Here is an 11,959-nt window from a genome sequence, read left to right as displayed (position 1 = left end):
GAACGGGTTGCGCCCACGACAAGGCTTCCTTTACCCTGTCGCGGTTTACTCCCGGCGATGTCCGTTTCCCGCGATCCGCAATCCATGTCTCAGTTTTCCCTTGCGCGACGCTCCAGCGGGCCTGCCCGCCTGCTGATCTGCGATCCTGATCCCGCCGTGCGCGCCATCGTGCGCGCCGCGCTCGCCCGCCGCGATTCCCTCGACATGATCGAGGCCGCCGATATTGCCGCAGCGCTGCCGCTTCTGCCCCGTTGCACCTCGGCCCTCGTCGGCTCCGACGAGCCGGAAGACGCGGTGCGCCGAATCCGCGCCAGCGGCTTCGGCGGCACGCTCGTGGTGGCGCTGGGGGAAAGCTCGGTGAGTGGGGCGGTGGCCGCCATGCGGGCGGGGGCCGATGATGTGGTCCAGAAGCCGCTCGTGGTCGAGGAAGTGATGGACCGCCTGCTGGCCGCGACGCCAGCGCGCCGGGCCGAACGTCGCCGCCGCGCGGCGCGTCCCCTGCCGCGGGGCGGAGACTTCTGCGGTCTCTATGGTCGCTCGGCGCCCATGCAGGCGGTCTATGCGCAGATCGAGCGTCTCGCCGCCTCGCGCGCGGCGGTGTTCGTGACGGGGGAGAGCGGCACCGGCAAGGATCTCGTGGCGGCGGCGGTCCATGCCGCCTCGTCCCGCCGCGACGCGCCGTTCGTCGCGCTCAACTGCGCCGTCATTCCCGCCGAGCTGATGGAAATCGCTTTGTTCGGCCGCGAGGATGCCGGCGCCATGGACCGCGCCCAGAGCGGCACGCTGCACCTCGACGAGATCACGCAGATGGACCTGGCCTGCCAGGCTCGGCTGATGCACTTCGTGGAAACCGGCCGCTTCAGCCCGGTGGGCGAGGTGACCGAGCGGGAAGCGGATGTGCGCCTCGTATGCGCCACCAGCCGCGACCCCCTGGAAGAAGTGCGCGCGGGACGCCTGAGGGAAGACCTCTATTACCGCCTCGCCGTGCTGCCGCTGGCGCTGCCGCCCCTGCGGGCGCGGGGCGACGACGTTCTCCTCCTGGCCGAAACCTTCCTGGCCCGCTTCGCCGGCGAGGAAGGCCGCCCCATGCCGCGCTTCACGCCCGAGGTGGTGGAGGCGCTGCGCGCCCGCCGTTTCCCCGGGAATGTGCGCGAACTGCAGAACCTCATGCGCCGGGTGGTCGTGCTGAGCGAGGGGGGTACCATTCTGCCGGGCCTCCTGGCCGAGCCGGAGGCACCCGAGGCGCCGGGCGCCGGGCGCCCCCCCGAGGTGCTCATCCAGGGCTGGTCGGACAGCTTCGCCTGGCAGGGCCGGGTCGAGCCCCTGTCGGTGGTGGAGCGGCGGGCCATAGAGGCGGCCATTGCCGCCTTCGACGGCAACATCTCGCTTGCGGCGGCCGCCCTCGATCTCAGTCCTTCGACCCTCTATCGCAAGAAGCTCGCCTGGGGCGAGCGCACCCGCCTGTCCTGAGCCGCCTCAGAGGATGAAGCGGCTGAGGTCGGCGTTCTTCGCGAGGTCGGCGACGCGCGAGCGCACATAGTCCGCATCCACCACCACCGTTTCGCCGGAGCGGTCGGGCGCGGAGAAGGAGAGGTCGTCGAGCACGCGCTCGATCACCGTCTGCAGCCGGCGGGCGCCGATATTCTCCACATTGGAATTCACCTCCACCGCCGCGTCGGCGATGGCCTCAACCGCATCCGCGGTCACGTCGAGCGTCACGCCCTCGGTGCCCATCAGGGCCACCGACTGCTTCACAAGGCTCGCCTCGGTCTCGGTGAGGATGCGGACGAAATCGGCGCGGGTCAGCGCCTCCAGCTCCACCCGGATGGGCAGCCGGCCCTGAAGTTCCGGCAGGAGGTCGGAGGGCTTCGACACGTGAAACGCGCCGGAGGCGATGAACAGGATGTGGTCGGTCTTCACCGACCCGTGCTTGGTGGAGACGGTGGTACCCTCGATGAGCGGCAGCAGGTCGCGCTGCACACCCTCGCGGGAGACATCGGCCCCGGAGCGGCCCTCGCGCCCGGCGATCTTGTCGATCTCGTCAAGGAAGACGATGCCGTTGTTCTCGACCGCGTGGATCGCTTCCTGCGTAATGGCGTCCTGGTCGATCAGCTTGTCCGCCTCCTCGGTGAGGAGGAGGGGATGGGCCTCCTTCACCGTCACGCGGCGCGGCTTGGACCGGCCGCCGAAGGCCTTGCCCAGCATGTCGCCGAGCGAGATGGCGCCCATCTGCGCCCCGGGCATGCCCGGAATCTCGAACATCGGCATGCCCTGGGAGCCCTGCTGCACCTCGATCTCGACTTCCTTGTCGTCCAGCTCGCCGGCGCGGAGCTTCTTGCGAAACGCGTCGCGGGTGGCCTGCGAGGCGGTGGCGCCGACGAGGGCATCGAGCACGCGGTTCTCGGCGTTGAGGTGGGCTTTGGCCTGCACATCCTTGCGCTTGGCCTCGCGCGTCAGGCCGATGCCGACCTCCACGAGATCGCGCACGATCTGCTCCACGTCGCGGCCCACATAGCCGACCTCGGTGAACTTGGTGGCCTCTACCTTCAGGAAGGGCGCGCCGGCCAGGCGGGCGAGGCGGCGGGAAATCTCGGTCTTGCCGACGCCTGTGGGGCCGATCATCAGGATGTTCTTGGGCAGAACCTCCTCGCGCAGCTTCTCGTCCAGCTGCTGACGGCGCCACCGGTTGCGCAGGGCGATGGCGACCGCGCGCTTGGCCTTGGCCTGGCCGACGATGTGGCGGTCGAGCTCGGAAACGATCTCGCGGGGGGAAAAATCGCTCATGGAATGGTGTCTTTCTGGCGGTGGCGGGCGCTCAGGACCCGATGGTTTCCACGACGATGTTCCGGTTGGTGTAGACGCAGATGTCCGCCGCAATCTCCAGGGACCGGCGCACGATGGCTTCCGGATCCTCCTCGCGATCGAGTAGGGCCCGCGCGGCCGCGAGGGCGAACATGCCGCCCGAGCCGATGCCCGCCACGCCCGCGTCCGGCTCCAGGACGTCGCCGGTGCCGGTGAGGACGAGGGAAATGGAGGCGTCGGCCACGATCATCATGGCTTCCAGCCGGCGCAGGTAGCGGTCGGTCCGCCAGTCCTTGGCGAGTTCCACGGCGGCACGCTGCAACTGACCGGGATACTGCTCCAGCTTCGCCTCCAGCCGCTCGAACAGCGTGAAGGCGTCCGCCGTCGCGCCGGCGAACCCGCCGATCACGTCGCCCTTGCCGAGCCGCCGCACCTTGCGCGCATTGGCCTTGAGCACGGTCTGACCAAGGGTAACCTGCCCGTCGCCGGCGATGGCGACGCGGTTGCCCTTGCGCACGGTGACGATGGTGGTGCCGTAAATGGTATCAGGGGAATGCTGCATGAAGTGCTCCGCTTGGAGCTTACTTATGCGCTTCCGTGGCGGACGCAACTCGTCTCCCGGTCAGCTCGCATTGAGGAAGGCGCGCACCGTGGTGCAGAAGTTCTCCGGCGCCTCCACCATGGGGCAGTGGCCGCTGTCGAGGATCTCGTCCAGCTTGGCACCGGGGATGCCATTGGCCAGGTCCCGCACCATGTGCGGGGAGAACACGCGATCGTCGTCGCAATAGATGGCGAGGGTCGGGGCGGCAATACGGCCGATGCGGGCGAGGCTGTCGAAGCCGACGCAGACCCCGACCTGACGGATGAAGGCGTCCTTTTCCTGATAAAGGCCCGCATCCAGCGATTGCTGGACCGCCGCAAAAAGCGGGATCTTGTTCAGCGTGCGCATGCCGAGCACGAAGGTGGTGAGCGCCGCGCCGAACATCAGCTCGTTGTCGAGCTGCAGCCGCAGCTCCTTGAAAAGCCGCATGATCTCGGTGGTGTAGAGGTCGTTGCGGGCGATGGTGTTGGCCAGCACCAGCCGGTTCACCCGCTGCGGCGCGGCGAGTGCCAGTTCCTGCGCGATCATGCCACCCATGGAATGGCCGATGACGTGTGCCTTTTGAAAACCCGAGGCGTCGAGCACGGCAAGGGCGTCGCGGGCCATGTCGGCGGCGGTATAGGGCGCCGTGGCCCGCTGGCTCTTCCCGATGTCGCGGTTATCGAACTCGACGAGGGTGAAGCCCTTGAGAAGCGGGCGCGACAGGGCCCAGAAAGAGCGCTCCGCAGACAGGCCCGAGATGATGAGGAGCGGCGGGCCTTCGCCGCTGACCTGATAGGCAAGTTCCAGCCCGTCGTTCTGCGTCGTCGGCATCGGCGATCCCCGTCGAGTTGACGGTGCCGCTATGCCATAGATGGCGACCCGAGGCGAGGCGGGCCACGCGCGAGCGGCGTCATCTCATCGCCATATGGCGTTGCAGCGAGGTTGCTGATAGAAGCCGCAGCCTTGGAGGAGTTCCATGCGCAAGGCCGAAATCGTCCGCGAGACCAAGGAGACCCGCGTCACGCTCGCCGTCGACCTCGACGGGACGGGGCGGACCAGCGTGTCCACCGGTGTCGGCTTCCTCGACCATATGCTGGACCTGCTCGGCCGCCACGCGCGTTTCGACCTCGATATCAAGGCGGTGGGCGATCTCCACATCGATTTCCACCACACCACCGAGGACGTGGGCATCGTGCTCGGCCAGGCGGTCAAGAAGGCGCTCGGCGATATGCGCGGCATCACGCGCTATGCCGACGTCCTGCTGCCCATGGACGAGACGCTGGCCCGCGTCGCCATCGACATTTCCGGCCGGCCTTTCCTGGTCTTCCGCACCGAGTTCGCGGCGCAGAAGATCGGCGAGTTCGATACCGAGCTGGTGCGGGAATTCTTCCAGGCCTTCGCTTCCAATGCCGGGGTGACCCTGCATGTGGAGACGCTGTACGGGGTGAACGCCCACCACATCGCGGAAAGCTGCTTCAAGGGCCTGGCCCGCGTGCTGCGCGCGGCGGTGGCGGTAGACCCGGCGGCGGCGGGGGAAATCCCCTCCACCAAGGGCGCGCTGGGCACCTGAGGCGGGCAGAGACGAGGCAGGAGACGAGGCAGCCATGGCCAGCTGGACCGTTCTGACCCGCGCCGTCCCCGGCGACACCGCCGAGCACGCGGCCGGGCGCACCGTGTTCGTCCGCGAGAAATTCTCCTGGGTGACGCTGTTCTTCGCCCCCATCGTGCTGCTGCGTTTCCGCCTGTGGCTGGTGTTCGCCGCCTATGTCGCAGTGGCCGTGACCCTCGGCCTCGCCGAGGTCTATGGCGGGCTTCCCGATGCCGTGGGCAATGTGGTGATGATCGGTTTCAATGTCCTGCTCGCGTTGGAGCTGCCCCGCCTGCGCCAGCGCAAGCTGGAGCGCCTCGGCTATGAGGAGGCCGCCGTCGTGGTGGCATCCGACCGGGATGAGGCGGAACATCGCTTCTTCGCCGGATGGGAGGGCCTGTATCCGGCGCCGCGCGCAGCCGCCGCCCTTCCGGCCATCCGCCCGTCCTTCCCGGCTCCGGGCGGTTCATCCGGCGTCATCGGCGCCTTTCCGGGAGCCTGAGGCGTGAACGTCGCCATCATCGACTATAATTCCGGCAACCTGCACTCCGCCGCCAAGGCCATGGAGCGCGCGGCGCAGAGCCTCGCCCACGACCTGGGGCAGAGCGTCGTCGTCACCAGTGATCCGGATGTGGTGCGCACCGCCGACCGCGTCGTGCTGCCGGGCGTCGGCGCCTTCGCCGACTGCCGGGCCGGCCTCGATGCCGTTCCCGGGATGGTTGAGGCCATGACCGAGGCGGTGAAGGGCAGGGGGCGTCCCTTCCTCGGCATCTGCGTGGGGCTCCAGCTCCTCGCCGAGCGCGGGCTGGAGCATGGCGTTACGCAGGGCCTCGGCTGGATCCGCGGCGAGGTGGACCGCATCACCCCCAACGATCCGACCCTCAAGATCCCGCACATGGGCTGGAACACGCTCGAAGTCGCGCGCGAGCACCCGCTGCTGGCCGGCATTCCCACCGGTGCGTCCGGCCTTCACGCCTATTTCGTCCATTCCTACCATCTCAAGCCGGCGGACGGCATCGACCTCCTCGCCACCACCGATTACGGCGGCACCATCACCGCCGCGGTGGCGCGGGAGAATGTGGCCGGCACCCAATTCCATCCCGAGAAGAGCCAGACCCTCGGCCTCGCGCTCCTCGCCAATTTCCTGAAGTGGCATCCGTGATCCTCTTTCCGGCCATCGATCTCAAGGACGGCCTCGCCGTGCGCCTCGAACAGGGCGACATGGCGCGGGCGACCGTCTTCAACCGCGACCCGGCCGCCCAGGCGGCCGAATTCGAGAGCCTCGGCTTCCGCTATCTCCATCTGGTGGACCTGGACGGCGCCTTCGCCGGCAAGCCGGTGAACGCGGCGGCGGTGGACCGCATCCTGGAGACGGTCTCCATCCCGGTGCAGCTCGGTGGCGGCATCCGCGACATGCGCACGGTGGAAGGCTGGCTGGAGAAGGGCGTCACTCGCGTCATCCTCGGCACCGCGGCGGTGCGCGACCCGGACTTCGTGAAGGCGGCGGCGAAAGCCCATCCCGGACGCATCGTGGTGGGCCTCGACGCCCGCGACGGGAACGTCGCCGTGGAAGGCTGGGCGGAAACGTCCGAGCTTGCCGCCGTGGACATCGCCCGGCGCTTCGAGGATGCCGGCGTCGCCGCCATCATCTACACCGACATCGCCCGCGACGGCCTGCTGAAGGGGCTCAACCTTGAGGCCACCATCGCGCTGGCCGAGGCCGTCTCGCTGCCTGTGATCGCCTCCGGAGGCCTCGCCTCCCTCGCCGACATCGAGGGATTGCTCACCCCTGCCGCGAAGAAGCTCGAAGGCGCCATCACCGGCCGCGCCCTCTATGACGGCCGGCTGGACCCGCGCGAGGCCCTCGCGCTGGTGGCAGGACGGTAGGTGCGCCATGCTGAAGGTCCGCGTCATCCCCTGCCTCGACGTGAAGGACGGCCGCGTGGTGAAGGGCGTCCAGTTCGTGGACCTGCGCGACGCCGGTGACCCGGTGGAAGCCGCGCGCGCCTATGACGCCGCCGGGGCCGACGAACTCACCTTCCTCGACATCACCGCCAGCCACGAGAACCGCGGCACCATCCTCGACGTGGTGCGCCGCACCGCCGAGCAGTGCTTCATGCCCCTCACCGTGGGCGGCGGCGTCCGCACGGTGGACGACGTGCGCACGTTGCTGCACGCCGGGGCGGACAAGGTCTCCATCAACACCGCCGCCGTGAACCGCCGCGCCTTCGTGGGCGAGGCGGCGGAGAAGTTCGGCGAGCAGTGCATCGTCGTCGCCATCGACGCCAAGAAGGTGTCGCAGCCGGGCGAGGCGGACCGCTGGGAGATCTTCACCCATGGCGGGCGCAACCCCACCGGCCTCGACGCCATCCAGTATGCCCGCGAGGTGGTGGACCTCGGCGCCGGGGAAATCCTGCTGACCTCCATGGATCGCGACGGCACCGGCCGGGGCTTCGACTGCGCGCTGACCCGTGCGGTTGCGGATGCGGTGCACGTTCCTGTCATCGCCTCCGGCGGCGTCGGCATCCTCGACCATCTGGTGGAGGGCATCCGTGACGGCGGCGCCTCGGCGGTGCTCGCGGCATCCATCTTCCATTTCGGCACCTTCACGGTGCGCGAGGCCAAGGACCGGCTGGCCGAGGCCGGTCTTCCGGTACGGCTCGACTGAGCTTCGCGGGGGCACTGCTAAAGCAGCGCTTCCGTTTAACCCGTTTTTCGCATTTTCTTGATGCGAACCGCGCCCCATGTCGCTGAAAATGCTTCAGTGCCTTCGTTCCTGACCCTTTTTGTGGGGCCGACCCGATGAGCGACAGCTTCTCCCTCGCCGATCTCGAAGCCATCGTCGCGGCGCGGGCCTCGGCGGACGCCGGCGCCTCCTACACTCGCTCCCTGCTCGACAAGGGTGTCGCCAAATGCGCCCAGAAGCTGGGCGAGGAGGCGGTGGAGACGGTGATCGCCGCCGTCTCGGGCAGCGAAAAGGATCTCGTGGGAGAGGCGAGCGATCTCCTCTACCACCTCATGGTGGTGCTGAAGGCGCGCGGGATCGCGCTCGCCGACATCCATGCCGAGCTTGCGCGCAGGACCGCCCAGTCCGGCCTCGCCGAAAAAGCCGCCCGTCCTCAGGCCTGACAGAGACATCGCGACCATGGACCGGCCCCTCGATCCCGGCCTCTCCCCGTATCGCTCCTTCTCGCGTGAGGAGTGGGCGAAGCTGCGCCGCGACACGCCCATGACGCTGCGGCCGGACGAGATCGCGCGGCTGGAAGGCCTCGGCGTCCGCCTCTCCATGAAGGAGGTGGAGGAGATCTACCTCCCGCTCTCGCGCCTGCTGTCGCTCTATGTGGCGGCGACGCAGAAGCTCTATCGCGCCATGAGCCACTTCCTCGACCATCGCGAGGGCGATGCCCACGGCGAGGAGAAGATGCCCTACATCATCGGCGTCGCCGGCTCGGTGGCGGTGGGCAAATCCACCACCGCCCGCGTGCTGCAGGCGCTGCTCGCCCGCTGGCCCAACACGCCCAAGGTGGACCTCGTGACCACCGACGGCTTCCTTCTGCCCAACGCCATCCTCGAGCGTGAGGGGCTGATGGAGAAGAAGGGCTTTCCGGAGAGCTACGACGTCGCCTTGCTGCTGCGCTTCCTCACAGACATCAAGGCCGGCCGCCGGCCGGTGCGCGCGCCGCTCTACTCGCATTTCTTCTACGACGTGATGCCTGACCAGTATGTGGAGATCGACCGGCCGGACATCCTCATCGTCGAGGGGCTGAACGTGCTGCAGACCACGCGCCCGCCCAAGGACGGCAAGGCCATCCCCTTCGTCTCCGACTTCTTCGACTTCTCGGTCTATATCGACGGCGACGAGGACGTGATCGAGCGCTGGTACGTGGAGCGCTTCATGCGCCTGCGCGAAACCGCCTTCACCGATCCCCTGTCCTACTTCCACCGCTACTCGCAGCTGTCCGAGGAGGAAGCGCAGGCGACCGCGCTCTCCATCTGGCGGCGGATCAATCTCTTGAACCTGCAGGAAAACATCCTGCCCACCCGCCAGCGCGCCGACCTCATCCTGCGCAAGGCCGGCCGCCACGAGGTGGCTGAGGTGAGCCTCCGGCGGCTGTAGGCTGCTCGCTGTGGCGAGCCCTTGTGTAAGTCTTTGATTTATAATGGAAATGGTGTCCCGGAAGGGATTCGAACCCCTGACCTGCGGTTTAGGAAACCGCTGCTCTATCCTGCTGAGCTACCGGGACATGCCCCTCTTCTAAAACGCGGCACGCCGGGAGGGAAGGGGCGGGAAGGCGGCTTTCCCCAGTGCGGCGCGGGGACGGCTGGGGTGGTGCGAAATGCGGGGTAAGGACAGTTGATCGGTCCTGTCTTCAATTGAGGGGCGGGTTGCCGCTATCGTCGTCGCATGACGCGGGGCAATCCACCACAGCGCGCAGTCCTTACGCACGACATGCATGCATTGCGCGGGGCATGGCGGGCGTTTGCCGGTCTCGCGGGTCTTGCTCTCGCGGTGGGGTTTATTCTCGCGAACGTCTCCCCGGCTCTTGCCCGCTCACCCCAGCGGAGCGGCGCGCCGATCGCCGCAAGTGTTCCAGACTGTGCCGGAGACCCGGCGGATGCGGCCGGAAGCGTTGCCCGCTGGAGCGAAACCGGGGTGCTCTCCCTCGCGGATGGAAAAAGCCTTGTCCCCGAAGGCATCGCCTTGCCGACGCGCCTCTGGCCTGACCGGCGGATGCTCGCGCTCGCGGGGGCGGCCGTTGCTTCGGTGCTTGATGGCTGCGCAATCGCGCCGGCCGCCGCTGTGCCCGACCGCCACGGCCGGCTCGTCGGCCCCGCGGGGCTCGTGTGCCCGGCGGCGGGGGAGGGGCGGCGGGAGGATCTCGCAACGGCGCTCATTCGGGCGGGCGCCGGCTATGCGACGGCGGATGGCGATACCACCTGCGCCGCGCGCCGCCTTGATGCCGAAGCGCAGGCGCGCGGCGCGCGCCGGGGCATCTGGAGCCTTGCCACGGCGATTGCTCAAGCCGGCGATGAACAGGCCATGGAGGAACGGCTCGGCCTGTTTTCCGTTGCGGAAGGCAAGGTCCTTGCCGCCGGCGGGCGCGACCGGATTTTTCTGAATTTCGGGGCAAGGTGGAAGCAAGATTTCACTGTCATGCTGGCGAGGGAGGATTTCGCCACAATCTTGGGCGATAGGCTCGATCCTGCCATTTTGCGCGGTTCCCTTATCCAGGTAAGGGGAGTCGTCCGCGATGAAGGCGGGCCGGCCATGGCGCCGCGGCGGCGGGGCGAGGTGCTGCGCATCGAGGGCAGGGTCGATCCCGCGCCCGATACGCAGGCGCTGCCGTCGAGGCGCCGGGAGCGGTGAACGGATGAATGAGGTGCTGGGTGCGTGAGGCGCTGAGAGGCCAGGGTGCGGCGAGGCGGGTTCGGGCGGAAGCGCCTGCGCACGCGCACGCCCCGCGATCAGGCCTTCGTACGCTGCTCGCCTGCGCCGCCGTCGCCTTCCCGCTGTGGCTCACTGGATGCACGGGCATCGACCTCGATCAGGTGAGCGTGCCCCTCGCCTCCACCAGCCCGGCGTCCGAATTCGCCGACATGTCGCCCTCGCAGCGGCGCGAGCATGAAAAGCTCGTTGCGAGCTACGGCGGTGCCTATGACGATCCCGAGCTGAAGGCGCTCATCCAGAAGGTGGTGGAGCGCCTCGTCGCGGCGTCCGAGCGGCCGGACCTGAAGTATCGCGTCACCGTGCTGAATTCCCCGGCCATCAACGCCTTTGCCCTTCCGGATGGCTCGCTCTACGTGACGCGCGGCCTACTGGCGCTGGCCAACGACACGTCCGAGCTGTCCTCCGTGCTGGCGCACGAGATGGCCCATGTCATCGCCCGCCACGCCACCATTCGCGAGGATCAGGTGAAGCAGGCGGTGCTGGTGAGCCGCGTCATCTCGGACGTGGTGAACGACCCGGATCTCGGCGCCCTTGCCATGCAGAAGAGCCGGCGCACGCTCGCCTCGTTCAATCGCGGGCAGGAACTGGAGGCGGATGCCATCGGCGTCGGCATCGCCGCGCGCGCCGGCTTCGATCCCTATGGCGCCTCGCGCTTCCTCACCGACATGGGCCGCTATTCGGAGATGAAGAGCACGGCCATCTCGGGATCGTCCTCCAGCACGCCGGACATGGACTTCCTGTCGTCCCACCCGGCGACGCCCGAGCGCATCTCCATCGCCATCGCCAATGCCCGCCAGTATGCGCCGGCGGCCGGCCCGTCCGACGGCGAGCGGGACCGCAGCGCCTATTTCAACGTCATCAACGGCATGGTCTACGGCGACGATCCCAAGGAAGGCTTCGTCCGCGGCCGCAGGTTCCTGCACCCCAAGCTCGGCTTCACCTTCTCCGCGCCGGAAGGCTTCTCGCTGGAAAACACCTCCCAGGCGGTGCTGGGCGCGACCCAGACCGGCCGCGAGGCGCTCAGGCTCGATGCCGTCCGCATTCCCGGCGACCAGTCGCTGGCGCAATATCTCTCGTCCGGCTGGATCGACGGGGTGGAGATCAACACCGTCGAATCGCTCACGGTGAACGGCTTCAGCGCCGCGACGGCGGTGGCGCGGGGGGACCAGTGGTCGTTCCGCATGTTCGCCATCCGCTTCGGCTCGGATGTCTACCGCCTGATCTTCGCCGCCCGTGAGCTGACGCCGGAGCTGGACCGGCAGTTCCGCGCGGCCGCCGACACCTTCCGCCGCGTCTCCTCCGGCGAGGCGGATACGGTGAAGCCGCTGCGCGTGCGCATCGTGCAGGTGGGCCTCGGCGATACGGTGGAGAAGATGGCCGGCAAGATGCAGGTGCCCGACCGCCCGGTGGAGCGGTTCCTCATCCTGAACGGGCTCGATGCGAACGCCCGGCTGAAGTATGGCGAGAAGGTCAAGATCATCGCCGACTGACGGGCATTCTCCCCGCTCCCGGCGAATTGATGGTGCGCAAGCGGTTT

At 68.3% G+C, this 11,959-nt stretch carries 13 protein-coding genes and 1 tRNA gene; 10 read left to right on the top strand and 4 right to left on the bottom strand.

Features of this window, described 5'->3' with window-relative positions; translation table 11 throughout:
- Positions 1-84 precede the first annotated feature (84 nt).
- Positions 85-1,470, top strand: coding sequence for a sigma-54-dependent transcriptional regulator (locus V5F63_RS18525; protein ID WP_209484755.1), 1,386 nt, complete (start codon positions 85-87; stop codon positions 1,468-1,470).
- 6 nt (positions 1,471-1,476) lie between these two features.
- Here V5F63_RS18525 and hslU read toward each other — a convergent pair whose 3' ends face one another.
- Genes hslU through V5F63_RS18510 form a run of 3 tightly spaced genes read right to left on the bottom strand, consistent with a single transcriptional unit; the run spans position 1,477 to position 4,216 of the window.
- Positions 1,477-2,784 carry an ATP-dependent protease ATPase subunit HslU gene (hslU, locus tag V5F63_RS18520; RefSeq protein ID WP_209484753.1) on the bottom strand — a complete coding sequence of 436 codons (1,308 nt, stop codon included), beginning with the start codon at positions 2,782-2,784 and terminating at the stop codon, positions 1,477-1,479.
- A 31-nt stretch (positions 2,785-2,815) separates the two neighbouring features.
- Positions 2,816-3,364, bottom strand: a complete 549-nt coding sequence (gene hslV, locus V5F63_RS18515; RefSeq protein ID WP_209484751.1) for an ATP-dependent protease subunit HslV — start codon at positions 3,362-3,364, stop codon at positions 2,816-2,818.
- A 60-nt stretch (positions 3,365-3,424) separates the two neighbouring features.
- The gene (locus V5F63_RS18510; RefSeq protein ID WP_394100662.1) at positions 3,425-4,216 is read right to left on the bottom strand and encodes an alpha/beta fold hydrolase; all 792 of its coding nucleotides are present in this window, start codon (positions 4,214-4,216) and stop codon (positions 3,425-3,427) included.
- Positions 4,217-4,361: 145 nt separating this feature from the next.
- Here V5F63_RS18510 and hisB point away from each other — a divergent pair, with 145 nt between their 5' ends.
- The 7 genes from hisB to coaA all read left to right on the top strand — a co-directional run bounded on the left by hisB (position 4,362) and on the right by coaA (position 9,090).
- The gene (gene hisB, locus V5F63_RS18505; RefSeq protein WP_394100663.1) at positions 4,362-4,955 is read left to right on the top strand and encodes an imidazoleglycerol-phosphate dehydratase HisB; all 594 of its coding nucleotides are present in this window, start codon (positions 4,362-4,364) and stop codon (positions 4,953-4,955) included.
- Between the two features lie 34 nt (positions 4,956-4,989).
- Positions 4,990-5,475: a DUF2628 domain-containing protein gene (locus V5F63_RS18500; protein WP_209484745.1), complete on the top strand. Its 486-nt coding sequence runs from the start codon at positions 4,990-4,992 to the stop codon at positions 5,473-5,475.
- Positions 5,476-5,535: 60 nt separating this feature from the next.
- Entirely contained in the window at positions 5,536-6,135 is a 600-nt protein-coding gene (gene hisH, locus V5F63_RS18495; RefSeq protein WP_245327709.1) for an imidazole glycerol phosphate synthase subunit HisH, read from the top strand.
- A complete protein-coding gene (gene hisA / locus V5F63_RS18490) occupies positions 6,123-6,860 on the top strand; it encodes a 1-(5-phosphoribosyl)-5-[(5-phosphoribosylamino)methylideneamino]imidazole-4-carboxamide isomerase (RefSeq protein ID WP_209484741.1) in 738 nt (245 codons plus the stop codon). The genes hisH and hisA overlap by 13 nt, the downstream gene beginning before the upstream one ends.
- A 7-nt stretch (positions 6,861-6,867) precedes the next feature.
- Complete coding sequence (hisF, locus tag V5F63_RS18485; RefSeq protein WP_209484739.1) at positions 6,868-7,641, top strand: imidazole glycerol phosphate synthase subunit HisF; 774 nt, start codon at positions 6,868-6,870, stop codon at positions 7,639-7,641.
- 134 nt (positions 7,642-7,775) lie between these two features.
- On the top strand, positions 7,776-8,102 hold the full coding sequence (locus V5F63_RS18480; RefSeq protein WP_209484737.1) for a phosphoribosyl-ATP diphosphatase: 327 nt from the start codon (positions 7,776-7,778) through the stop codon (positions 8,100-8,102).
- Between the two features lie 16 nt (positions 8,103-8,118).
- Positions 8,119-9,090 carry a type I pantothenate kinase gene (gene coaA, locus V5F63_RS18475; protein WP_209484735.1) on the top strand — a complete coding sequence of 324 codons (972 nt, stop codon included), beginning with the start codon at positions 8,119-8,121 and terminating at the stop codon, positions 9,088-9,090.
- A 50-nt stretch (positions 9,091-9,140) separates the two neighbouring features.
- Here the strand turns inward: coaA and V5F63_RS18470 are convergent.
- Positions 9,141-9,217: transfer RNA gene (locus V5F63_RS18470), tRNA-Arg, on the bottom strand.
- Between the two features lie 410 nt (positions 9,218-9,627).
- Here V5F63_RS18470 and V5F63_RS18465 point away from each other — a divergent pair.
- A complete protein-coding gene (locus V5F63_RS18465) occupies positions 9,628-10,341 on the top strand; it encodes a hypothetical protein (protein ID WP_394100664.1) in 714 nt (237 codons plus the stop codon).
- Positions 10,342-10,361: 20 nt separating this feature from the next.
- Entirely contained in the window at positions 10,362-11,912 is a 1,551-nt protein-coding gene (locus V5F63_RS18460; RefSeq protein WP_394100665.1) for a M48 family metalloprotease, read from the top strand.
- Positions 11,913-11,959: the final 47 nt, after the last annotated feature.

It is taken from the genome of Xanthobacter wiegelii (genome assembly GCF_043193855.2).
Lineage (GTDB): Bacteria > Pseudomonadota > Alphaproteobacteria > Rhizobiales > Xanthobacteraceae > Xanthobacter > Xanthobacter flavus_A.
Note: the sequence above shows the minus strand (reverse complement) of the source record. Positions and strands in the feature narration are given on the sequence as shown.

Coding starts and splice junctions, on each gene's coding strand:
- hslU (WP_209484753.1), bottom strand. CDS start 2,784: ATGAGCGATTTTTCCCCCCGCGAGATCGTTTCCGAGCTCGACCGCCAC.
- V5F63_RS18510 (WP_394100662.1), bottom strand. CDS start 4,216: ATGCCGACGACGCAGAACGACGGGCTGGAACTTGCCTATCAGGTCAGC.
- V5F63_RS18525 (WP_209484755.1), top strand. CDS start 85: ATGTCTCAGTTTTCCCTTGCGCGACGCTCCAGCGGGCCTGCCCGCCTG.
- V5F63_RS18500 (WP_209484745.1), top strand. CDS start 4,990: ATGGCCAGCTGGACCGTTCTGACCCGCGCCGTCCCCGGCGACACCGCC.
- hisB (WP_394100663.1), top strand. CDS start 4,362: ATGCGCAAGGCCGAAATCGTCCGCGAGACCAAGGAGACCCGCGTCACG.
- hisF (WP_209484739.1), top strand. CDS start 6,868: ATGCTGAAGGTCCGCGTCATCCCCTGCCTCGACGTGAAGGACGGCCGC.
- coaA (WP_209484735.1), top strand. CDS start 8,119: ATGGACCGGCCCCTCGATCCCGGCCTCTCCCCGTATCGCTCCTTCTCG.
- V5F63_RS18480 (WP_209484737.1), top strand. CDS start 7,776: ATGAGCGACAGCTTCTCCCTCGCCGATCTCGAAGCCATCGTCGCGGCG.
- hslV (WP_209484751.1), bottom strand. CDS start 3,364: ATGCAGCATTCCCCTGATACCATTTACGGCACCACCATCGTCACCGTG.
- hisH (WP_245327709.1), top strand. CDS start 5,536: ATGGAGCGCGCGGCGCAGAGCCTCGCCCACGACCTGGGGCAGAGCGTC.